Source organism: Desulfocurvus thunnarius (assembly GCF_055390965.1).
Genome location: NZ_AP042411.1, coordinates 1,422,864 through 1,443,508 on the forward strand (window position 1 = coordinate 1,422,864; position 20,645 = coordinate 1,443,508).

At 73.4% G+C, this 20,645-nt stretch carries 17 protein-coding genes; 3 read left to right on the forward strand and 14 right to left on the reverse strand.

The features are described 5' to 3' along the window. The first annotated feature begins 69 nt into the window (after window positions 1–69). Window positions 70–504: a hypothetical protein gene (locus ACZ5KV_RS06135; RefSeq protein ID WP_464241462.1), complete on the forward strand. Its 435-nt coding sequence runs from the start codon at window positions 70–72 to the stop codon at window positions 502–504. A gap of 54 nt (window positions 505–558) precedes the next feature. On the opposite strand, the gene ACZ5KV_RS06140 is transcribed toward ACZ5KV_RS06135, so the two are convergent. Then, window positions 559–1,389, reverse strand: a complete 831-nt coding sequence (locus tag ACZ5KV_RS06140; RefSeq protein WP_464241463.1) for an MBL fold metallo-hydrolase — start codon at window positions 1,387–1,389, stop codon at window positions 559–561. Between the two features lie 127 nt (window positions 1,390–1,516). On the opposite strand from ACZ5KV_RS06140, the gene ACZ5KV_RS06145 reads away from it, so the two are divergent. Continuing rightward, window positions 1,517–2,437, forward strand: coding sequence for a YceI family protein (locus tag ACZ5KV_RS06145; protein WP_464241464.1), 921 nt, complete (start codon window positions 1,517–1,519; stop codon window positions 2,435–2,437). Window positions 2,438–2,475: 38 nt separating this feature from the next. Next, complete coding sequence (locus tag ACZ5KV_RS06150; RefSeq protein WP_464241465.1) at window positions 2,476–3,222, forward strand: lipid-binding SYLF domain-containing protein; 747 nt, start codon at window positions 2,476–2,478, stop codon at window positions 3,220–3,222. Window positions 3,223–3,291: 69 nt separating this feature from the next. Here ACZ5KV_RS06150 and ACZ5KV_RS06155 read toward each other — a convergent pair whose 3' ends face one another. The 13 genes from ACZ5KV_RS06155 to ACZ5KV_RS06215 form a co-directional block, all read right to left on the reverse strand. After that, window positions 3,292–4,797, reverse strand: a complete 1,506-nt coding sequence (locus ACZ5KV_RS06155; RefSeq protein WP_464241466.1) for an O-antigen ligase family protein — start codon at window positions 4,795–4,797, stop codon at window positions 3,292–3,294. A gap of 54 nt (window positions 4,798–4,851) precedes the next feature. Next, on the reverse strand, window positions 4,852–6,993 hold the full coding sequence (locus tag ACZ5KV_RS06160) for a GumC family protein (protein WP_464241467.1): 2,142 nt from the start codon (window positions 6,991–6,993) through the stop codon (window positions 4,852–4,854). Between the two features lie 6 nt (window positions 6,994–6,999). After that, window positions 7,000–8,133 carry a polysaccharide biosynthesis/export family protein gene (locus ACZ5KV_RS06165; RefSeq protein WP_464241468.1) on the reverse strand — a complete coding sequence of 378 codons (1,134 nt, stop codon included), beginning with the start codon at window positions 8,131–8,133 and terminating at the stop codon, window positions 7,000–7,002. Continuing rightward, window positions 8,130–9,173: an HD-GYP domain-containing protein gene (locus tag ACZ5KV_RS06170; protein WP_464241469.1), complete on the reverse strand. Its 1,044-nt coding sequence runs from the start codon at window positions 9,171–9,173 to the stop codon at window positions 8,130–8,132. Before ACZ5KV_RS06170 ends, ACZ5KV_RS06165 begins: the two co-directional genes overlap by 4 nt. 56 nt (window positions 9,174–9,229) lie before the next feature. Continuing rightward, complete coding sequence (locus ACZ5KV_RS06175) at window positions 9,230–10,126, reverse strand: ExeA family protein (RefSeq protein ID WP_464241470.1); 897 nt, start codon at window positions 10,124–10,126, stop codon at window positions 9,230–9,232. 188 nt (window positions 10,127–10,314) lie between these two features. Further along, window positions 10,315–11,583, reverse strand: coding sequence for an MraY family glycosyltransferase (locus ACZ5KV_RS06180; protein ID WP_464241471.1), 1,269 nt, complete (start codon window positions 11,581–11,583; stop codon window positions 10,315–10,317). Beyond that, the gene (locus ACZ5KV_RS06185) at window positions 11,580–12,731 is read right to left on the reverse strand and encodes a glycosyltransferase family 4 protein (RefSeq protein WP_464241472.1); all 1,152 of its coding nucleotides are present in this window, start codon (window positions 12,729–12,731) and stop codon (window positions 11,580–11,582) included. Before ACZ5KV_RS06185 ends, ACZ5KV_RS06180 begins: the two co-directional genes overlap by 4 nt. A gap of 67 nt (window positions 12,732–12,798) precedes the next feature. Continuing rightward, on the reverse strand, window positions 12,799–13,836 hold the full coding sequence (locus ACZ5KV_RS06190; protein WP_464241473.1) for a glycosyltransferase family 9 protein: 1,038 nt from the start codon (window positions 13,834–13,836) through the stop codon (window positions 12,799–12,801). After that, a complete protein-coding gene (locus ACZ5KV_RS06195; protein WP_464241474.1) occupies window positions 13,826–16,147 on the reverse strand; it encodes a glycosyltransferase in 2,322 nt (773 codons plus the stop codon). The genes ACZ5KV_RS06190 and ACZ5KV_RS06195 overlap by 11 nt, the downstream gene beginning before the upstream one ends. Further along, window positions 16,144–17,349 carry a glycosyltransferase family 4 protein gene (locus ACZ5KV_RS06200; protein WP_464241475.1) on the reverse strand — a complete coding sequence of 402 codons (1,206 nt, stop codon included), beginning with the start codon at window positions 17,347–17,349 and terminating at the stop codon, window positions 16,144–16,146. The genes ACZ5KV_RS06195 and ACZ5KV_RS06200 overlap by 4 nt, the downstream gene beginning before the upstream one ends. 76 nt (window positions 17,350–17,425) lie before the next feature. Beyond that, complete coding sequence (locus ACZ5KV_RS06205) at window positions 17,426–18,631, reverse strand: glycosyltransferase family 4 protein (protein WP_464241476.1); 1,206 nt, start codon at window positions 18,629–18,631, stop codon at window positions 17,426–17,428. Beyond that, on the reverse strand, window positions 18,628–19,710 hold the full coding sequence (locus tag ACZ5KV_RS06210; RefSeq protein WP_464241477.1) for a glycosyltransferase family 2 protein: 1,083 nt from the start codon (window positions 19,708–19,710) through the stop codon (window positions 18,628–18,630). Before ACZ5KV_RS06210 ends, ACZ5KV_RS06205 begins: the two co-directional genes overlap by 4 nt. Continuing rightward, window positions 19,707–20,600, reverse strand: coding sequence for an alpha-1,2-fucosyltransferase (locus ACZ5KV_RS06215; RefSeq protein WP_464241478.1), 894 nt, complete (start codon window positions 20,598–20,600; stop codon window positions 19,707–19,709). The genes ACZ5KV_RS06210 and ACZ5KV_RS06215 overlap by 4 nt, the downstream gene beginning before the upstream one ends. Between the last annotated feature and the right edge of the window lie 45 nt (window positions 20,601–20,645).

The window sequence follows — 20,645 nt, forward strand, 5'->3', positions numbered from 1 at the left end:
CGCAAAAGCCCCCCGGGGCGCCGCGCGCCTCGGGGGGCTCCGGCCCGCGCCGGGCGCGGGCTAGTGCTTGTGGTCGTGGTCCGAGCCCTCGTGGGCGTGGTCCGCGTCGTGATCGTGGTCGTGGTCATGGTGGTGCCCATGGCAGTGGTCGTCGCCGTGGCCGTGGTGATGACCGTGCTCGTGGTCGTGGCCGGAATCGTGGTCGTGGTGGTGATGGTGCTCATGCTCATGGTCGTGCTCGTGCGCGTGCTCGTGGCTGTGCGCCTCGCCGCCGTGGGTGTGCTCGTGGGCATGGGCGTGGGCGTGGGGGTGCCCGTGGCTGTGGGCATGATCGTGCTCGTGGTCGTGCTCGTGGTCATGCTCGTGGTCGTGCTCGTGCATGAGCTGCTCGTACTTGCTCGGCTTCTTGGGGCCGCACCCGCAATTCTGGCACATGGCGCTCTCCTGCCTGCCCCCCTTTTCCGGGGAAGGATTGATGGTGAATATCCGTTCGCTCCACCCTAGCCTGTTTCCCGCCTTGTGTCACCTTTTGAAAATCCGTAGGCCGAAGCATTTCAGTCAAGAAAACTCCAGGCGCGTGCCCACGCCCGCCTCGCGCACCGGGCAGTGCCGGGCCAGGGCCATTTTGGCGGGCAGGTCCGTACAGTGGCAGGGGTACAGGGCCTCCAGCTCCAGGGCGCCCAGAAAACGCGCCGTGGCCTCCAGGCGCGCGGCGGGCGCGGCCAGCAGGTGCATGCCGCCGACCACGGCGCGGACCTTGCGCCGCCCCGTGACCGCCTGGGCGTGCAGCACCGTGTTGCAGACCCCGGCGTGGGCGCAGCCCGTAAGCACCACCAGCCCCCGGCGCGTGACGCAGGCCAGGGCCGTGTCGTCGGGCACGAGGTCGGGGCTGCCGTCCTCGCGCAGGCCCAGGGCCACGGGCGGCTCGAAGTCCACCACCCGGGGCACCTCGCCCAGGAAAATCAGCCCGGGCGCCAGCTCGCGCGGCCCGGCCTCGGGCACGGGCTCGAAGTGCCGGGCGGCCTTGTCCCAGGTAAGCAGGGCGCCGATCTCGGGCAGGCCGTCGGCCCAGCGCGAGTCGAACACTCCGGGATGGGCCACCAGCCGGGGCCGGGGCACGCGCCCCGTGCGCGCGGCGGCGTCGCCCTGGGCGCGGATGAGGGCGTGCAGGCCCCAGGTGTGGTCCTGGTGCCCGTGGGACAGGGCCACCCAGTCCAGGCGGCCCAGATCCTCGCCCAGGGCCCGGGCGTTGCGCGTGAGCACGTCGGAATACCCGGCGTCGAAAAGCACCCGCGCGCCCTTGTGCTCCACGAGCAGGGCCAGGGCCGGTTCGGCCAGCAGATAGCTGTCGATAACAGCCTGATTGTCCACAAGCACGCACAGCTTCATGCGCCCGTTCCTCCCCTGCGGCGCTGGTCAAACGCCGGGGGAATGCTTACACTGGCCCCGCGCGAAAGCAAGCCCCAAGCGCCCGCCCCACGGCGAATCCACGCCAGCCGCCCCCCGGAGGTCACCCATGCAGGACACCAATTATACCCGCATCGCCGCCCAGGAACTCCAACAATGGCGGGACGAGGGGCGGCCCATGCTCCTGCTCGACGTGCTGCCGCCCGAGGTTCATGCCGCGCGCCGCCTGCCCGGGGCGTGTTCGGCCTGCGTCTTCCAGGTGGACTTTCCCGATCTGGCCGCCGCCGCCGGAGCCGCCCCGGGGGCGGACGTTCCCGTGGTGGTCTACGGCGAGGACGGCCAGACCCGCGACGCGGCGGCCGCCGCCGCCAAGCTCGTGCGCCTGGGCTGCGCCCGGGTCTACGTGCTGGCCGGGGGCATTGCCGACTGGCTGCGCCTGGGCCTGCCCGTGGAGGGCCACGGAGCGCTGCCCGCCGACCACGACGCCCTGCCGCCCGACGGCTCGTGGACCGTGGTGCCCGCCGAAAGCCTCGTGGTCTGGACCGGGCGCAGCGCCACCGCCCGGCACACCGGCACCCTGGCCGTGGACCAGGGCGCCATCCGCGTGGTCGACGGCAAGGTCGGCGGCGGGTTCGGCATGCCGCTGGACTCCCTGGCCGACGACGACCTGGCGGACCCCGGCCTGCGGGCGCTGCTGGTGCGCCACCTGCTGTCCGACGATTTCCTCTTCGCCGGGCGCCATCCCCGGGCGGAATTCACGGTGGTCCAGTCGGAGTTCCTGGACGGAGCCGCCCCCGGGACAACCAACTACCACGTGCGCGGCGAACTGCTGCTGCGCGGGCGCATCGAGCCCCTGGCCCTGCCGCTGATCCTCGCGCCGGTGGAGGGCGGGGTCAGCCTCAAGGCCCACTTCGACCTGGACCGCACCCGCTGGGGCCTGGACTACGGCTCGGGCAAACTCTTCCGCCGCCTGGGAAAACACCTGATCCACGACATGGTCAGCCTGGACGTGGCCCTGATCGCCCGCTGATACCGGCGCACCCACCGCAACCCGCGAGGAACACCGTCATGCCGCGCATCATTTTTCCCGCCCTGCGCCCCGCCCGTCTGCTGGCGGGCCTGCTCGCCGCCCTGGCCCTGACGGCCTGCGCCACCCTGGGCGGCTCCGGCGACACGAACACCGCCGACGCACCCTCGCCCGGGGCCGCCGTGCGCGCCCAGCGGACCCTGGACCTGGCGGCGGGCACCCTGGACGTGCTGCTGCAAGGGCCCCAGGGCCCGGCCCTGCGTCAGGCCCTGGCCCACAGCCGGGGCGTGCTGGTCGCCCCCCGGTTCATCAAGGCGGGGTTCATTTTCGGCGGCGCCGGGGGCGACGCCGTGGTCCTGGGCCGCGACGCCCAGGGCGGCTGGAGCGCCCCGGCCCTGGTGCGGCTGGCCGGAGGCAGCGCGGGCTTCCAGGCCGGAGTGTCCGAAACGGCCTTCGCCCTGGTGCTGCTGGACGAACCGAGCCTTGAAGGCGTGCTGCGCAACGGCTTCACCCTGGACGCCGAAATGCTCGCCGCCGCCCCGGGCCAGGGCCTGGAGCGCCAGGCCTCGTCCATGACCTACGACGGCGGGGCGGCCTATTTCTCCCAGGTGGACGGCCTGTTCGCCGGGGTGGCCCTGGACGGCACGGGCATCTTCCCCGACACCGAGGCCAACGCCGCGCTCTACGGCCCCGGAGCCTCGCCCCGCGGGCTGGCCCTGGAGCGCAGCCACGCCCCGGCCTCCGGCGCGGCCCGGCTGCTGCGCGTGCTGCAAGCCGCCGCGCCGTAGGCAGCGCACGCCCTCCGGCCAGCCCGAAAGCAAACGCGCCCCGGGCCTCGGCCCGGGGCGCGTTTGCTTTCAAGGCCAGGGCGGCGCCGCGCCGGGCGCTCCGCTGGCGGGCACTCCGCCGCCGGGGGGCGCTCCGTGGCCCGGTCCCCCGGCCCCCGGCTCCGGCTCCCCGGCCCACAGGCGGCGGCCCTGGTCGTCCACCAGCCGGGGGATCATGACCACCATGCCCAGAATGAACCAGAAGGGTTCCATGATCCGGCCGATGATGAACGTGTTGGCCGACAGGGCATGGACCAGCAGCCCGGCAAACCCCGCCAGAAAGCCCATGCACAGCCCGCGTTCCAGCTCGTCGCGCGCGTGGACGAACACCCCCCGGGCCACGATCCAGGCCCGCAGCATCAGAAAGGCGAACAGCGCCAGCCCGACCAGCCCCGTTTCGATGACGACGCGGAAGTACTGGCCGTCGATGAACTTGTAGCCCGTGACCCCGTAGCCCAGGATGGGGTGTTCCAGCACGTCCACGGCCACGTCCTTCCAGCTCTTGATACGCTCCGACGAGGACGTGTCGAGCTTCACGCCCATGACTTCCTCCACGTCGGCCCGGGAGCGGCCCTGCTCGAAGGTGAACTCCACGCGCTGGCGCGCGATGTCCGGCGCCAGCAGCAGCACGGTCACGAGCCCCAGCCCCGCCGCGCCCAGGGCCAGGGCCTTGTGCCGCGTGAGCAGCACGAGCATGCCCACCGCGCCCACCAGCCCGAGGTACGATCCGCGCGAACCCGTGTGCAGCAGGGGCACCAGGGCCAGCAGCACCACCAGCCCCAGCCCCAGGCGCCGCCGCCGGGAGCGCGCATGGGCAATGAGCCCCGAAACCACGGCGATCATGAACACCAGATAGCCGCCGAAGGTGTTCGGCTCGCCCTGGTCGCCCTCGAAGGGCGCGGTGATGCGCCCGCCGCCGGGAATCTGGGCGATGCCCGTCAGCGAGGCGATGACGCAGGTGACCAGCATGGCCCACAGGAACAGCTCCAGGTCGCGCCGGGTGCGCAGGTGGTTCACGACCATGAAGTAGACGAACATGTACTCGAAGTATTTGAGAATGTAGAAGAAGGTGGACTTGATGGCCACGCGGTCCATGGCCGTGCCCAGGGCGGAACTGAGCACGCAGACGAGCGTGTACAGGGCGATGGGCACGTTGAGGGGCGTTTTGAGGAACAGGCCCAGGCGCTTGTCGATGGCCATGCGCGCCAGCCAGCCGAAGCCGACCACCACCAGGACGAAATCGTTGATCCGCAAGGTCACGCCCCGGCCCAGGGTGCCCTGGGCCGACAGCCCGCCGACGTTGAACTCCGGCCCCAGGAGCATGGAAAAGACGATGATCAGCAGGGCCGCGCGCGTGCTGAACAGGCACACCGCGAACAGGGCCACGCCGCCGCCGAAGGCCAGGGCCCGGGTGGGCGAAAGGTGCGGCAACAGCCAGCCGAAGGCCAGGATCAGCGGCAGCAGGACGAGCAGCGGCAAGGCCAGCCGCAGCGGCGAGGGGCCCAAGCGCCCCGGTCCCGTGAATTCCTGCGCCATGCCCGGCCCTCCGGCCCGCGCGCGTCCGTTCCGGGCCATGGCCCGGGGCCGCGCCTAGTAGTACTTGAAGGCCTTGAAATCCTCGAAGTCCGCCGTGGCTCCGGCCTTCATGCCGTTGAGCACCACGCCCAGCAGATTGGAATGCACGCGCACCAGCTCCCCCGCCGCGCGGCGCAGCAGCTCGCGCGACACCCCGCCCACGCGGTAGACCAGCAGCACGCCGTCCACCAGGGTGCCCAGCACCGAAAGGTCCGCCGTGGAGAGAATGGGCGCCGTGTCCAGCACCACCACGTCGTACTCGCGGCGCACCTCGGCCAGGAACTCGCCCAGCAGCTTGGACTCGATGAGCTCCGACGGGTTGGCGTAGGTCGTGCCCGCGGTGATGAGGTGCAGGTTGTCCAGCCCGGGGTTGGCCATCACGTCGTCGATGCCCATGTCGCCGAGCATGAGGTCGGTGATGGTCTTGATGGCGTCGCGCCAGAAATAGTTGCCCAGCAGGATGTCCGTCAGGCCCGGGCTGAGGTCCACCCCGAAGGCCTCGGAGACCATGGGCTTGCGCAGGTCCGCGCCCACGAGGAGCACGCGCTTGCCCGCCTGGGCCATGCTCACGGCCAGGTTGGCCGAAACCACGGTCTTGCCCTCCTGGGGGGTGGCGCTGGTCACGGCCAGGGTCTTGATGCCGCGCTCCTTGCCCAGGAACTGCACGTTGATGCGCAGGGCGCGGAAGCTCTCGGCGACCATGGACTTGGGCACGAAGTGCGAGACCAGGTGCATGGTCTGGCGCAGGGGCGAGCCGTCGGCGCGCATGCGCCCCTCGCGCAGCATCTCGCGGATCTCGCGGATGCCCTCGTCGGGGATGACGCCGACCACCTTGGCGCCCACGGTCTCCTCCACCTCGCCCGTGGCGCCCACGGAGGTGTCGAAGGCCTCGCGCACCAGGGCGGCGATCATGCCCAGGACGAGCCCCACGAACACGCCGATGGCCGAGATGGCCTCGACCTTGGGCGGGTTGACCGGCGAGGACGGCAGGAACGCGGGCTTGACCACGCGCACCTCGTCGGGCCGCTCGGCCTGACGCAGGGCGGCCTCGCGGTTCTTTTCCTCCAGCATGGCCACCTTGGCGTTGTAGGATTCCACGCGGCGCTTGTGGCGCTCGTAGGTCAGGCGGCGCTCCATGAGCACGTTGATCTTGTCCTCGACCTCGCGGCGGGCCTCCTCCTGGCGCTGGGTCTGGTTGCCCAGGCTGGCGCGCTGGGCCTGGGCGACCACGGCCATCTTGCGCGCCGTCTCCACGATGTGCCGGTTCACGGCCACCACCGTGGGGTGGCTCGGGGTGTAGTCCTCCAGCAGGCTGTCGCGGCGCAGCAGGTCTTCCACCAGCCGGGCGCGCACGGCTTCGTATTCGGTGTTGGCGTAGGGCGAATAGAGGTCGCCGCCGTAGCCCGTGGGCGAGTCCACGAAGCGCCCCAGGCGTACCAGCAGCTCGCCCAGCTCGGCGCCGGCGGTTTCGGCCTCCTGCAATCCGTTTTGCAGCTCGCGCATGCGCGTGAGCAGCGCCTCGCCCTGCAGGTCGATGGACACGAGCTGGTGCTCGCGGGTGAAGGTGTTGAACTCGTCCTCGGCGCTGGCCAGCTCGGCGCGGGTGCGCTCCAGTTCCTCGGCCAGATAGGCCAGAGCGCGCTGCTGGCGCTGGCCCTGGTCGCGCAGGTAGAAGTCCTGATAGGCCTGGGCCACGGTGTCCGCCGTGCGCTGGGCCATGCCGGGGTCGGGGTCCGTTGCGGCGATGTTGATGATATTGGTGCCCGGCTCGCGGCGGACCACCACGCGCTTGCGCAGGGCGTCGATGACCTGGGCGTGGCCGGGGCTGCGCTGGAGGTCGGCCTCGGTCAGCCCGGCGGGGATGAGCCCCAGGCGCTCGGCGACCTCCTGCATGACCTGATAGCTGGTCATGAGCGAAATCTGGGCTTGCAGGCTCGTTTCCGCGCCCCAGGAGACGGTCTGCTCGTAGACGCCCTCCACGGGCTGCTCGCGTGAGAACTGCACGCTGCAAATGGACTCGTACAGCGGCGCGGGCCCCAGGAACACGGCAAAGGCCGCACTGGCCGCTCCGAGCAGGGCCGTGGCCAGCAGCACGGTGATCTTGCGCTTGCGGAAGATGCGCCAGTATTCGCGCAGATTCACATCGTATTGTTCCACGGCGGCCTACGGTTTTTTGGTGTCCAGCTTCAGGTAGTCGCGATAGAAGTACACGTCCTGCATGTCGCGGGGGTACTCGATGACGAAATCCAGCAGCGGGGTGTGGTTGACGATCCACTCGTTGATGTCGCCGACGACCTCGCGCGGGACGTAGACCAGGTCGCCCTCGCGCAGGGCGATGTTCTGGGACAGGTCGCCGTGCTTGAGCAGGCGCGACACGTCCACGCTCATGACCAGGGGCGAGCCCCCGGCGGGGTCGGCCCGCACCACCAGGGTGCTCTCCTCGTGGCCGGAGCGCGTGGGCATGCCCGCCGCGGCCAGGGCCGCCAGCAGGGTGTCGGCCTTCTTCACGTCGTACACGCCCTGGGAGTTGACCTCGCCCATGACGAACACCTTGCGCCCGCCCTCGGGCAGCTCGGGGATGTCCACCACGTCGCCGTCGTCGATGACCACGTTCATCCAGTCCTTGCCCTGCTCGATGATGTCGAAGACGTTGATGTCGTAGGAGCGGCCCCGGCGGATGAGGCGCACGTTGCGCAGGTCGGCGTCCTGGGTGTAGCCGCTGGCGCGCGAAATGAGCTCCACCAGCGTGGTGCGCCCCGAGAGGACGACCTTGCCGCTGGGCAGGGCCACGTTGGTGTTGGTCTGGCGCAGGGAGGCGACCTCGCCGAGCAGCGAGGCCTTCTTGCTGCGGTGCTCCTTGACGAGCACGTCGATGCGCGGGTTGCGCAGGTATTCCTCCAGGCGGTGGGTCAGCAGTTCGTCGGTTTCACTGGCCGTCAGCCCGGCCACGGGCAGGTCGTCCACGAAGGAATAGGAAATGAGCCCGCGGTTGTTGACCACCACCTCGGCCGTGCGGACCTCCTCGCCGAAGCGCGAGGCGATTTCCAGCACGTCCAGAGGGCCGATGCGGTATTCCGGCAGGCCGTCCACGATCTTGAACACGCTGTTCTCGGTGGCGGCGCTCATGCGCTCCAGCTCCTCGCGCTCGGCCAGGGAGCGCTCGGCCTGGGCCCGGCGCTCCACGCGCAGGCTCTCGACCTCGGCCACGGGCGTGCCCTTGCTGGCCGTGGTCGCGGCACAACCGCCCAGCAGGGCCGCAAGGGCCAGCAGCAGCGCCAGCGGCAGCGCGCGGCTCATGGCGCCTCCTGCCCGGCCCCGGCGAGTTGCGCGGCGTCCACCTCGCCGACCACATGCAGCAGGGGGAAATTCGGCAGATCGATGCGCTTGGGCGCGTCCTTGCGCTTGCCCAGGCCGTCGTAGAGCAGCTCGATGCCCGGGCGCATGGGCTGGCTGCGGTAGGTGGCCACCACGCGGCCGATGGAGTCGTTGTTCAGCCGCACCAGGGTGTTGACCGGGAAAAGCGAGATCTGGTCCAGGAATTCCTTGAGCACCCGGCGCGGGAAGCGCTCCTTCCCGGTGCCGACCACCTGGCGGATGGCCCCGGGCTGGATGTAGGGGTTGGCCTGGGCCAGGGGTTCGCGCAGGGCGACGATGTGCGCCACCAGCCCGACGATGGCGGCGGGCTCGGCGATCTGCTTGTCGCGCAGGCCCATCGGGTGCCCGCTGCCGTCCACCCGCTCGCAGACCTGGGCCACGGCCTCGGCCACGGGCGCCAGCTCCGGCCCCAGGCGCTCCACGATCTGGGCGCTGACCTGGGGCAGGGTGCGCAGCTTGGCCTTGTCCTGCGGGCTCAGGGCGCCGCCATGGGCCTGGGCCAGCCGCCCGGGCAGACGGGCCAGGCCGATGTCGTGCAAAAGGCCCGTCAGGCCCAGATGCAACAGGCGCCTGCGGTCGAAGCCCAGGCCCGCGCCGATCTTCATGGCCGCCAGGGCGGTGAACACCGCGCGCTCGGCATGGCCGGAGCCGGTGCAATGCAGGGCCGCATGCTCATAGAACCGGTCGGGCTGATCCGCCGCCACGATCCGGGCCATGGCTTCGACCAGGGGCGCGGCGACGGGCTCGCGGCCTTCGCGCAGGGCCAGGAGCACGGCCTCCAGGGCCTGTTCCAGGGTGTCCAGGAGCTGGGATGCGGGCCGATGGTCCTCGGCCCGGGGGCTGCGTTCCTGGGGCGGCAGGTCCGGCTCGCCCACGGGGGCGACGCCACCCCGGGAGCCGCGCTCCCGGGCCAGCTCCTGCTTCCTGCGCTCCAGGTCGAAGATGCTGAAATGATTTTCCATGTTCCCCTGCTCGCACGTCCTGTTGCGAGGGAATCCGCCCCGGGCGCCGCGCGCCCCTAGGCCGGTCGCGCGCCGTCAGTCCCGACGGCGCAATACCATTTCCTGCCGCGCGAGGTGCCGTCCTCGCCCTTTTGCAGGTGTACGTCCTCGATGATGCCCGCCACAAGGCCGGCGTCGATGGTCTTCATTTGCAACGAATATGCCTGATCCAGGGACAGCTTGCAGATCCGGTTCACCAGCCGGGGGATGCCCTGGGTCTCGCGGTAGATGAGCTCGCAGGCCTCCTCGTCGAAAAGCGTGGTGCCCTCGGGCAATCCGGCCATGTGCAGGCGATGGGCGATGTAGCTGCCCATCTCGTCGCGGGCCAGGAAATTGAGGTGGAAGCGCAGGCTCACGCGCTGGTCGAGCTGGGGCAGGTCGTTCAGGATGTCGCGGAATTCGGGCTGGCCGACGAGAATCAGGGTCAGGTAATTGTCGCCGCCGCTGGACAGGTTGGTCAGGTTCTTGAGTTCGTCCAGGGTCCGCGGGGCCATCTGCTGGGCTTCGTCCAGGAAGACCACCAGATGCCCGCCCTTGCTGGCCACCTTGTCCCAGACCAGCTTCTTGAAACGGAAGAGCAGTTCGTACTTGGTCAGCCCCGCCAGATCCAGGGGCGCGCCCGAGAGCTGGCGCACGAACTCCGCCAGCAGGTGCCCGAAGGGCAGGTTGGCGCTCTCCAGGCTGACGGTGGTGAAGGACGACACGCCCAGCATGCGCTCCAGCACGCAACGGGTGATGGTCTTGCCGCTGCCGATCTCGCCGGTCAGCACGCCGATGCCCATGTTGCGGTCGCGCACCAGGTAGCGCAGGCGCGCCAGGGCCTCGCCATGGCCCTGGCTCATGTAGAAGAAGCGCACGTTGGTGTTGCCCTCGAAGGGCTTGCTGCGCAGGCCGAAGAATTCCAGGCTGTTCATGCGTGCCGTCCTTGTCTGCATGCTCGGGCGTGGTCGGCCATGCCGGGCGCGGCGCCCGGTTCCGGCCCGCGGGGGCGTTGCAATGTCCAGGCCAGCCCTCCGAGGGGGCGCGCCGCCGGGGCCAGCCTCCCGGCATCGCTGCCTTTTTCATTCCGCCGCCCGCAGAGGGCGGCAAATCCTGCCCGGCCTTAGTGGGTGCGCTCCCAGGACCTGCGCGCGCCCTGGACGGCGGCGTCCACATCCAGCGGGCGCATGGGCGCGTGCCACAGGTCGTACTGCGGCGAATTCCGCACGCCGGGGCGCGGGCGGTTTCCGCCGCTGACCACGCGGCCCTTCCACATCAGCGCCACGATGACCGCCAGGAGCAGCCCGGCCTGAAGCAGCCCGAGCAGGGCGTCCTCGGGCTGGCCGTCCATGATGATCAGCGCGCTGACGCCCAGGCACACGGCGATGGTGAAGATGGCGAAGGCCGCCTCCTTGCGTGCGAAGCCCATGACCAGCAGCCGGTGGTGCAGGTGGTCGCGCCCCGGGGTGGCCAGCGGGGCGAACACGTTGCGCATCCGGCGGTTCTTGATCCGCGACAGGGTGATGTAGACCATGTCGAAAATCAGCACCCCGAAGATGAGCACCGGCGCGGTGAGGGACACGAAATGGCTGGTGGTGGACCATTCGCCGAGCACGGCCAGCCCCGCGAGCATGAAGCCCAGGTAGGTGCTGCCCGCGTCGCCCAGGAAGAGTACCGCCGAGCGGCCCAGCAGGAAGTTGTAGGGCATGAAGCCCAGGCAGGAGCCCGCGATGGCCACGGCCAGCCAGCCCAGGGCGGGCTGGTTGGTCTTGAAGGCCAGAATGCCCAGGAACAGGGAGGTGATGATCGACAGCCCGGCGGCCAGGCCGTCGATGCCGTCGAAAAAGTTCATGGCGTTGGTCAGCCCGACCAGCCAGAGCAGGGTCAGGGGCACGTTGATCCACAGGCTCCAGGCCTCGCCCACGGCCACGGTCAGGTGCAGCCCGCCCCAGGTCATGACCAGCAGCGAGGCCCCGAGCTGGATGAGCAGCCGCGTGCGCGGCGACAGGCCGCACACGTCGTCCACCAGCCCGGTGACGAAGATGACCGCCCCGGCGGCCATGAGCACGCCCATGCCCGGCAGGAGCACCCCGTTCATGAGCAGGGCCGCGTTCAGGGCCACGAACACGGCCACCCCGCCGAACAGCGGCGTGGCGCGGTCGTGGATCTTGCGCAGGTCGGGCCGGTCCATGACGTTGAGCCGCCGGGCCAGCCCCGCGCACAGCGGCGAAACCATGTAGGCCACCAGGAACGAAAACAGCAGGATGTACTGCCAGCGCATCCCGGCCTCGAAATAGAACGCGCGGACCATGGGCAGCGCCTGGAGCGCCAGGGCCGCCATGAGGAAGGCCTTCTTCCACGTCAGGGTCGTCGTCGCCGTCAGGTTCGTCATTGCTCCTCCCCGAGCAGGGCCAAATATTCCCGCTCGATGGATGCGGCCATGGCCCGGGCCTCGAAGCGCTCGCCCACCCGGGCCCGCCCGGCCTCGCCCATGCGCGCCGCGCGCTCCGGGTCGCCCAGCACGGCCAGCAGGGCCCCGGCCAGGGCCTGCGCGTCGCCGGGGGGCACCAGCAGTCCCGTCCGGCCGTCGGCCACCGCGTCGGGGATGCCCCCGACCCGCGAAGCCACCACCGGCAGGCCCATGGCCATGGCCTCCAGCAGCACCCGGCCCAAGCCCTCGAACAGCGAGGGCAGCACCGATACGTCCATGGCTCCAACGGCCGAAGCCACGTCGTCCAGAAATCCCGTGAACACCACCGCCCGGCCCAGGCCCAGAGCCTCGGCCCGGGCTTCCAGCCCGGCCCGCAGGTGCCCCTCGCCGACGATCATCAGCACCGCCCCGGGCAGGCTGCGGCGCACGGCGGCAAAGGCTTCCAGCAGCACGTCGTGGCCCTTGCCCTCCCAGAGCTTGGCCACGATGCCCGCCACGGGCGCCCCGGGGGCGATGCCCCAGCGCGCGCGCAGGGCCGCGCGTTCATCCGGACCCACGGGCCGGAAGCGCTCCGGCTCGATGCCGCTGGGGATGACCACGCACCCGCCCGGGCAGGCGATGCCCTCGCGCGCGGCCCAGTCCACCAGGGGCCGGGAGATGAAAATCATCCGCGCGCACCAGCGCGCCGCGCGGCGCTCCAGGGCCCGGAACAGCGCCCGCCGGTGGGCGGGCTCGCTGTCGTGGAAGGCAAAGCCGTGCACCGTGTGCACCACCGGGGAGAACCCGGCCAGCCGCGCCGCCAGCCGCCCCACGAACCCGGCCTTGGAGTTGTGGGTGTGCACCACGTCGTAGCGCTCGCGGCGCAGGTGGGCCGCCAGGGCCAGCACCGCGCGCACGTCGCGCACGGGGTTCACGGGCTGCACGAGGTCCGGCACGGGCACGAAACCCAGACCCGCGCCGCGCACCAGGTCTTCCAGGCGCCCGCCCGGGGCGCAGGCCAGCACGGCCTCCCAGCGCGCCGGGTCCAGCCCGCGCATGGACAGGAAGGTGTTCAACCCCGAGCCGCTGACCACGGGCAGGGTGTGGACGTGCAGCACTCGTTTTCTCATCGGCGGCTTCCCGTGATACTTAAGCAACAAAAGTGCCAAAAATACGGCCACTGCACGAATTTTCGCCTCATTCGCCCCTTCCCGCAAGCAGAATCTCCCGGCAGGAGGCGACGACGGCCGCAACGGGCACGTCTCCGCCCGGGCCGCAAGCCAGCACGCGGCAGCGTTCCGGCGGCCCCAGGGGCCCGAAACGCGCGGGGTCCGACCCACGAAACACGGCCACCAGCGGCACTCCCGCCGCAGCAGCCATGTGCATCGGCCCGGAATCGGCGGTGACCAGCAGGTCCAGCCGCGCAAGGACGTGGCCCAACTCGGCCAGGGTCAGCCGCCCGGTCAGCGGCACGGCCGCCGTGCGCATGGCCCCGGCCACGGCCCGGCCCGCGCCCTCCTCGCCCGGCCCGCCCAGGATGACCGTCCGCGCCCCGCAGGCCCCGGCCAGAGCGTCGGCCACGGCGGCCAGGGCCTGCGGAGCCCAGCGCTTGCCGGGCTGGTCCGCGCCGGGGTTCAGGCCCACCAGGGGCCCGGGCCCGGCCAGAAGGGCGTCGTAACCGCTGCCGCCGGGCAGGGCCAGGTCCATGGGCCCGGCGGGCCCGGCGGGGCGTGCGCCCCCGGCGGCCAGGGCCACGCGCTCCATGACCCGGGCGGCATGCAGCCCGGCCAGCTCCGCCGGAACCACGCCCCGGGTCAGCCACAGGCCCAGGCCCAGCGCCGCGACACCCACGCGCGCGGGCGCGCCCGTGGCCCGCAGCAGGAGGCCCATCCGCAGCGCCCCCGCCCGCGAGGCGGGCGGGTAAAGATTCACGGCCAGGGCCGGGCCCAGGCGCCGCAGCCCGGCCACGACGCGCACGGCCAGCCCCAGGGCCCCGGGGCCGCCGCGCAGTTCGCGGATGGGAAATCCGTGCAGCCCGTCGGCCACGCCCATGGCCCGGGCCAGGGGCAGGGCCTGGGCGTTGGCCAGCAGGTGCAGAGCCCGCCCGGGGAATCCGGCGCGCAAGGCGCGCAGGGCGTCGCGGCCGAGCACCAAGTCGCCGATGCCCGCCACCAGCACGGCCAGCACCGGGCCGGAAGGCAACGCCGCGCCCGGCGCGCGCGCGTTACGCGCCATGGCCGCCCTCCCCGCCCCGCGCGGCGGCCAGAGCCGCCAGGGTCGCATCCTGCACCGCCTGCGGGGCCACGCGCTCCATGCACAGAGCCCGGCCCGGGGGGCGCACCAGGGGGCAGGCCGCCCGGGCGCAGCCCAGGCAGCCCAGACCCGGGGCGCGCAGCACCGCGTGCCCGGGGCCCCGGGGCGTCCAGCGCGCGGCCACCGTGGGGCCCATGACCGACACCGTGGGCCGCCCCAGGGCCGCCGCCAGATGCAGCGGCCCCGAATTGTTGCCCACGAACACGGCGGCCCACGCCAGCAGCGCGGCCAGTTCGGGCAAGGCAAGGTCCACAGCCGCCAAAACGGACGGCGGGGCGGGCGACGGGCTTCCGGCCTCATGCACGCCCCGCAGCACGGCGGCCACCAGGGCCGCGTCGCCGGGCCCGCCCGTCAGGATCACCCGCGCGGCGCCCCGCGCCGCCAACCCGGCGGCCAGGGCCGCGAAGGCCGCCGCGCCCCAGCGCTGGGTGGAATGCGTGGCCCCGGGGTGCAGCACCACCAGCGGTTCGCCCGGGCCGATGCCCGCCGCCGCCAGCCGCCGGGTCACGGCCTCCCGCGCCGCCCCGGGCACGGCCAGAAGCGGCCCGCCGGGCGCGGGAGCCTGCTGCCCGGCCAGGGTGCGGGCCAGCCGCGCGTACACGTCGCCAATGGGTTCGTCGTCCGGCCCGGGCAATGCCAGGTCGTAGAGCGGCGCCCGCCCGGCCACGTCGCAGCCGACGCAGGGCGCGCCCACGGCCCGCGCAGCCAGGGGCGTGGCCAGCCGCCAGTCCAGGTTCAGGTCCAGCACGGCGCCGAAGCCCGCCCCGCGCAGCCCGCGCGCGGCGCGCAGCAGCCCGGCGCCGCCGGGCCCGTGTTCGTGGACGGCGGCCACATGGGGCGACAGGGCCAGCACGGCCAGGGCCGGGCCCCGGCCAAGAACCTCCACCCGCCGCCCGGCGCCCGCCAGCAGCGCGGGAACCTCCAGGGCCAGGGCCGCGTCGCCCAGGCGTGGCGGGGCCAGCAGCAGCACCGGCCCGGGCCCCAGGGGCCGCCGCCCGCGCGGCGCCGCGCGCAGCAGAAGCCCCCGCCCGGTCAGCCAGGCCGCCTTGGCCGCCCGGCGCACCCCGCCCCGGCGCCCGGCCAGCAGGCGAAAATACTCGCCCTCCACCGCCCGGGCATGGGCCTCCAGGCCGAAGCAGGTTTCGGCCCGGGCGCGACACGCCGCGCCCAGGCGTGCGCGCAGGCCCGCGTCGCGGCCCAGGGTCAGCAGGTGCGCGGCCAGGGCCGCGTCGTCCCCCGGAGGGGCCAGCAGGGCATGCTCCGGCCCGGGCACGGCCTCGCGCACGGCGGGCAGGTCCGAGGCGATCACGGGCAGGCCCATGCTCATGGCCTCGATGAGCGCGCGGCTGAAGCCTTCGCTATGCGTGGGCAGGACCAGGGCGTCCAGGGCGGAATACAGGGCGCGGACCTCGGGATGAAACGGCCGGAAGAGCACCCGCCCGGCCAGCTCCGGAGCGTCGGCCAGGGCATGCACCCGGGCCGCGAACCGCGGCTCGGCGCCCTCGCGCCCGGCCAGCAGCAGCCGCAGGGGCAACTCCGGCGCGGCCCGCACGGCCCGGCCCAGGGCGGCCAGGCACACGTCCTGGCCCTTGCCGGCCACGAGGTTGCCCACCAGCCCGAAAAGCACCTCGCCGGGCCCCACGCCGAGCTCCGCGCGCAGGGCCGCGCGGCCCTGAGGGTCGGGGCGCAGCAGCCCGGTGTCCACGGCGTTGTGAATGACCGCTGCCCGCGCCAGGGCCCAGGCGCCCAGGGGCCGCACCCGTGCCTCGCGCACCGCCGTGGACACGCAGAGGACCCGCGAGGCCAGCCGCGCCAGGAGCGCGTCGTACCACGGCAGGTCGGGCAGTGCGCTGCGCACGTGCCAAATGGCCGGAACCCCGGCCAGCCGCCCGGCCAGCCCGGCGTACAGCGCGGCCCGGGGCGTTCCGGCATGGACCACGGCCACCCCCCGGCGGCGCAGCAGCCGCGCCAGGGCGCCCACGGCCCGCCACGGTGCGGCGGACCACGGCGCACGCAGCCCGGGCAGGGCCGCCAGTTCCGCGTCCACCCCGGCGGCCCGGAAGTGGTCGTACAGTTCCCCGGGCCCGGGCAGCAGCGCCAGGGGCCGCACCAGTTCCGGGTCCAGGCTGCGGATAAGCTCGGCGGTGCTGCGTTCGCCGCCGCCCATGAAAAAATCGTGGCCGAACAGGAAGGCCACGCCCAGGGGCAGGCCCGGAGCGCGGCCCGGCCTCATCGCGCGCCCACCGGGGCGGCCCCACCCGCCGCCCGGGCCAGGGCCGTTTCGTACTGCCCGGCCAGGGCGTCCCAGCGGTAAAGCGCCACGGCCTTGGCCCGCCCGGCGGCGCCCATGGCCGCGCGCTGCCCGGGGTCGGCCAGCAGGTCGCACAGGGCTCGGGCCATGGCCTCGGGGTCGCCGATGGGCGCCAGCAGCCCGGTGCGCCCGTGGTCCACCACCTCGGCGATGGCCGGGTCGGCCACGGACACCACGGCCCGGCCCCGGATCATGGCCTCGGCCAGCACGATGCCGAAGGTCTCGTAGGTCGAATGGAAGGCGAAGAGATCGGCGGCGTCCATGTACACGGGCACGGCCTCGGCGGGCAGGAAACCCGTGAAGCGCACGGCGGCCTCCAGGCCCGACTGACGGGCCAGGGCGCGCAGGGCGCCCGCGTCGGGCCCCGTACCGCCGACGACGAGCACCGCCCCGGGGTGCTCGCGCAGCACCCGGGGCATGGCCCGCAGCAGCACGTCCACGCGCTTGAGGGCGTCCAGCCGTTGCAGGGCGAAGATCATCAGCCCGCCCTCGGGAATGCCCAGCTCCGCGCGCAGGGCCGCCACGGCCCCCGGCGGACTGGGCGGGGCCTCGTCCACGCCGTTGGCGATGACGATCCCGGCCTCGACCCCGGCCCGAGGCCCATAGACCGCGCGGCGGCAGAACTCGGTGACGTGGGTCCGCCCGGCGCAGGCCCGGCCCACCAGCCGGTGCCAGGCGCCCCACAGGGGCGGCACCCCCGGCCCGGGCACGTCGCGGCCCACGAGGCTCAGCACCGTGGGCAGCCCCAGCAGGCGCTGGGCGGCCCAGGCCGCCAGCCCCGTGGGCATGCAGTAGTGCACGTTGAGCACGTCGGGCCGGAACTCGCGCGCCGCACGGCGCACGGCCCCCACGGCGGACAGGGAGAACGGCGGAATGAGCCCGCGCGAGGCCCGGTGCCCGGGGATGCGCATCAGGCTCACGCGGTCGGCGTAGCGCCGGACCTCGAAGTTCACCAGGGCGTCGTATGCGGCGTTGCCGTGGGCCGCCAGCAGCGCCGGGGCCAGGTGCGGCGTCAGCAGCAGGATGTCGTGCCGCCCGGCCAGCCGCCGGAAGACGTGCAGCAGCAGCAGCTCCGCCCCGCCGACGGCAGGCAGGAATGTGGGCGTGAGAACGAGGATACGCATGATTCGGGCTGTCCAAAAATCCTTTTCGGTCGCCCCGGTTGCCGTGCGGGAGGCCCCGCTGCCGGTTGCGGGCGGATCAGCCGCCCCGGGCCGTCCGCTCCAATAGCTGGACCAACCCGGAAACGTGCGCGCCGGGGGTGAAGTCGCGCTCCGCACGCTCACGCCCCGCTGCGCCCATTTTCTTTGCAAGTTCCGTGCTGAAAAGAATTTCCCGCAGCCGGGCAGCCAGAGCCGCCGCGTCCCCCGGCGGCACCAGCCAGCCCGTGATCCCGTGCTCCAGCCATTCGCCGATGGCCCCGGAGGCCGCGCCCACCACGGGCCGCCCGTGGGCCATGGCCTCGATGCCCGCCACGCAGAAGGCCTCGGGCACCAGCGACGGCACGGCCACCACCGCCGCCCGGGCGTACAGCGCCTCCAGGGCCGGGCGTTCCAGCCAGCCGTGGAAGCGCACCCGGCCTTCCAGATCCAAAGCGCGCGCCAAATCCTTGACTGCGGCCAGGTCCGGCCCATCCCCGGCGAGGTCCAGGCTGACCTCGGGCGGCAGCAGGGCCAGGGCCCGCAGCAGCACCCCCGGCCCCTTGCCCCAGTGTACGCGCCCGGCGTAGAGCACCACGGGCCCGTGGGCCCCAGGGGCGGAGGGCGCCTGGGCGGGCGGCGTGGTGAAGTGCGGCAGCACGGCGACCCGGGCGGGATCGAAGCCGTTGCCCGCGAGCAGCGCGCGGATGAAGGCGCTGGGGCAGGCCATGGCCGCCCGCTGGCGATACAGGGCCAGATTCGCCCGCAGGTGGGCCAGCAGAGGCAGGGCCACGCGCGGGTCGCGCGCCGTGCAGCGGCGGGTCCAGGCCCGGCCCAGGCAGGCCCAGCCCAGGGGGTACGGGCAGGGCTCGGGCCCGCCCGAGGCCGTGCCCCGGCGCAGGGTCTTGCCGCCCCCGGGGCAGACGCAATGGGCGTCGTGGACAAAGCGCACCAGCGGCGCGGCCCCGGCCAAAAGGCGCACCAGCCGGTGCTGCGTGGCGCCGTGGATCAGGATCACGTCCGGCGCCTCGGCATCCAGGGCCCGGCGGGCCAGGGCCAGGGCCCCGGGCAGGTCCGGGCAGTCCGCTTCCGTCACCCCGGCGGCCGGGTACGTCCGGGCCGCAACGTCGGCGGGCAGGGCGTCGCCGGGGCGGCCGTGAAGCACCGCCGCCTCGTGGCCCAGGGCCGCCAGACGGCGGACGGCCTCGTGCAGATAGACTTCGAGCCCCCCGCCGGACAGGTGCGGCGCCACGTGCAGGATTTTCACGGCCGTCCTCCACTCCGGGCGCTCCGGGCGCCCACCGCGCGCAGGGCCGCGCGCCCGGCCCGGGCCAGCTCGGCGGGGGCCAGCAGCGACGGGTCCAGGGTCACGGCCCGGGCCAACAGCCGCGCGGCCAGCAGCGACGCGCCCGCTCCGGCGGCCCCGGCGGACAGGGCGTGCAGCTTGCGCCCGGCCAGCCGCCCGACGGCCCCGGCCTCGGCCCGCGTGGCGCAGAACCGGCGGCGCACCGCGCCCAGGGCCTCCAGCACGACCCGCGCGAAACCCGCAAGCTCCCGGGCATCGGCTCCCGCCGGACGCCCCGGGGCTCCGGGCAGGGGCGGCACGCTGTTCCAGCGCAGCAATTCCGGCGGCACCTCGCGGCCCAGCAGGCGCTCCAGAAACTGGCCGCGCGCCCGCAGGTCGCCGTCGCGTTGCTCGGCCCCGCGCGCCCGCGAAGCCATGCCCGCATGCTGACGGTAGGCCACCAGCGGCTCGGGGATGTTGACCATGCGTGTGGTCCAGACCAGGCGCGTCCACAACTCCTGGTCCTGAGCCACGGGCCAGTGCGGGTCGTAGCCGCTGGCGGCGCGCAGCAGCCCGGTGCGCACGGCCACGGCGGGATGGGCGAAGGCATGGCCGAAGCCCACGGCCCAGGCGATGGGTCCGTGGTCCGCAGGGACGCGGTAGATGTCCAGGGGGCGGCCCTGCCCGTCCACCATGGTTGCGAACCCGCCGCACACGCCGACCTCGGGCCGGGCGTCCAGCAGGGCCATCTGCCGCGCGAAGCGCCCGGGCAGGGACAGGTCGTCGGCATCGTGGCGCAGGATCACATCGCCCCGGGCCAGTTCCAGGCCCCGGTTCAGGCTCGCGGTCAGGCCCAGGTTGCGCGGATTGCGCAGCACGCGCAGGCGCGGGTCGGCCACGGCGGCGAGGATGGCCGGGCTCTCGTCGCTGCTGGCGTCGTCCACGACCACAAGCTCGAAGTCCGTGAACTCCTGGGTCAGCACGCTGTCCAGAGACTGCGCCAGCCAGGGCGCGCCGTTGTACACGGCGGTGAGCACCGTGGCCCGGGGCGCGCCGCTCATGCCAGCACCCAGCCCGGGGGGAAGAGGTCGTCCAGGCGCCGGGTGCGCATGCGCTCGGGGCCGAACCAGCGCGCCGGGGCCACCACGCGCCCCGGCCCGCCCAGCCAGGCCGCCCACCAACTGAAGGACGAATTGGCGATGGCCCGCGCGCGGCACAGGGAGAGCAGGCGCAGATCCTCGTGGGCCGAAAGCCCGCGCGCCAGGGTGAAGGGCACGCCCAGGTCCAGTTCGGCGGCCACCCAGTCGGGGTCGTCGGTGAAAACGAAAAACTCGGGGACGCCCAGGCCCTCGGCGGCCAGGGCGACGGCGCGGCGGTGATAGTCCGGCGGCAGGGCGCCGTGGGTTCGCGCGATGCGCGGGTCGCGCACGTAGTCGCCCCGGCGAACGTGCAGGCCCACGGAGGGCCCGGCGGCGATGCGCGCGGCCAGCTCCGCCGCCCGGGGGCCCAGGCCGGGCAGGGTCAACTCGGCGCGCACGGCCTCGGCCACGGGCGCGAAATAGCGTGCGGACTGCCAGTAGCCGTCCAGGTACACGTCGCCCGCCAGGGCCGCAAACGCGGGAGCATAGTGAAAATACGGCTCACGAAAGCGCACGGGGCCGCCCCCGCGCGGGGCCAGGGCCGCGCGCAGCCGCGCCGCCAGCGCTCCGGCCCGCCCGCGCCATCCGCCCGCGCGGTGGGCGCGCGGCGGGAAATGGGCCAACTCCCCCGGGGCGGCCGCGCGCCCGCGCACGGGGTACGGCCCCAGAGCGTAGGTGCGCCCGGCGGGGTCGGCCTCCAGGGCCGACAGGTCGAAGACCAGTTCGCCCCCGGTGCGCGCGGCAAGCGCGCGCCCGGCGGCATACTGGAACATCTGGTTGCCCAGTCCGCCCATGAGCCCGACTGCGATCATGGCCCCTCGCCAGGGCGGGCCCGGAGGCCGGGACCATCCCGGCCG

Coding starts and splice junctions, on each gene's coding strand:
- ACZ5KV_RS06140 (WP_464241463.1), bottom strand. CDS start 1,389: ATGAAGCTGTGCGTGCTTGTGGACAATCAGGCTGTTATCGACAGCTAT.
- ACZ5KV_RS06145 (WP_464241464.1), top strand. CDS start 1,517: ATGCAGGACACCAATTATACCCGCATCGCCGCCCAGGAACTCCAACAA.
- ACZ5KV_RS06150 (WP_464241465.1), top strand. CDS start 2,476: ATGCCGCGCATCATTTTTCCCGCCCTGCGCCCCGCCCGTCTGCTGGCG.
- ACZ5KV_RS06155 (WP_464241466.1), bottom strand. CDS start 4,797: ATGGCGCAGGAATTCACGGGACCGGGGCGCTTGGGCCCCTCGCCGCTG.
- ACZ5KV_RS06165 (WP_464241468.1), bottom strand. CDS start 8,133: ATGAGCCGCGCGCTGCCGCTGGCGCTGCTGCTGGCCCTTGCGGCCCTG.
- ACZ5KV_RS06170 (WP_464241469.1), bottom strand. CDS start 9,173: ATGGAAAATCATTTCAGCATCTTCGACCTGGAGCGCAGGAAGCAGGAG.
- ACZ5KV_RS06175 (WP_464241470.1), bottom strand. CDS start 10,126: ATGAACAGCCTGGAATTCTTCGGCCTGCGCAGCAAGCCCTTCGAGGGC.
- ACZ5KV_RS06180 (WP_464241471.1), bottom strand. CDS start 11,583: ATGACGAACCTGACGGCGACGACGACCCTGACGTGGAAGAAGGCCTTC.
- ACZ5KV_RS06185 (WP_464241472.1), bottom strand. CDS start 12,731: ATGAGAAAACGAGTGCTGCACGTCCACACCCTGCCCGTGGTCAGCGGC.
- ACZ5KV_RS06190 (WP_464241473.1), bottom strand. CDS start 13,836: ATGGCGCGTAACGCGCGCGCGCCGGGCGCGGCGTTGCCTTCCGGCCCG.
- ACZ5KV_RS06195 (WP_464241474.1), bottom strand. CDS start 16,147: ATGAGGCCGGGCCGCGCTCCGGGCCTGCCCCTGGGCGTGGCCTTCCTG.
- ACZ5KV_RS06200 (WP_464241475.1), bottom strand. CDS start 17,349: ATGCGTATCCTCGTTCTCACGCCCACATTCCTGCCTGCCGTCGGCGGG.
- ACZ5KV_RS06210 (WP_464241477.1), bottom strand. CDS start 19,710: ATGAGCGGCGCGCCCCGGGCCACGGTGCTCACCGCCGTGTACAACGGC.
- ACZ5KV_RS06215 (WP_464241478.1), bottom strand. CDS start 20,600: ATGATCGCAGTCGGGCTCATGGGCGGACTGGGCAACCAGATGTTCCAG.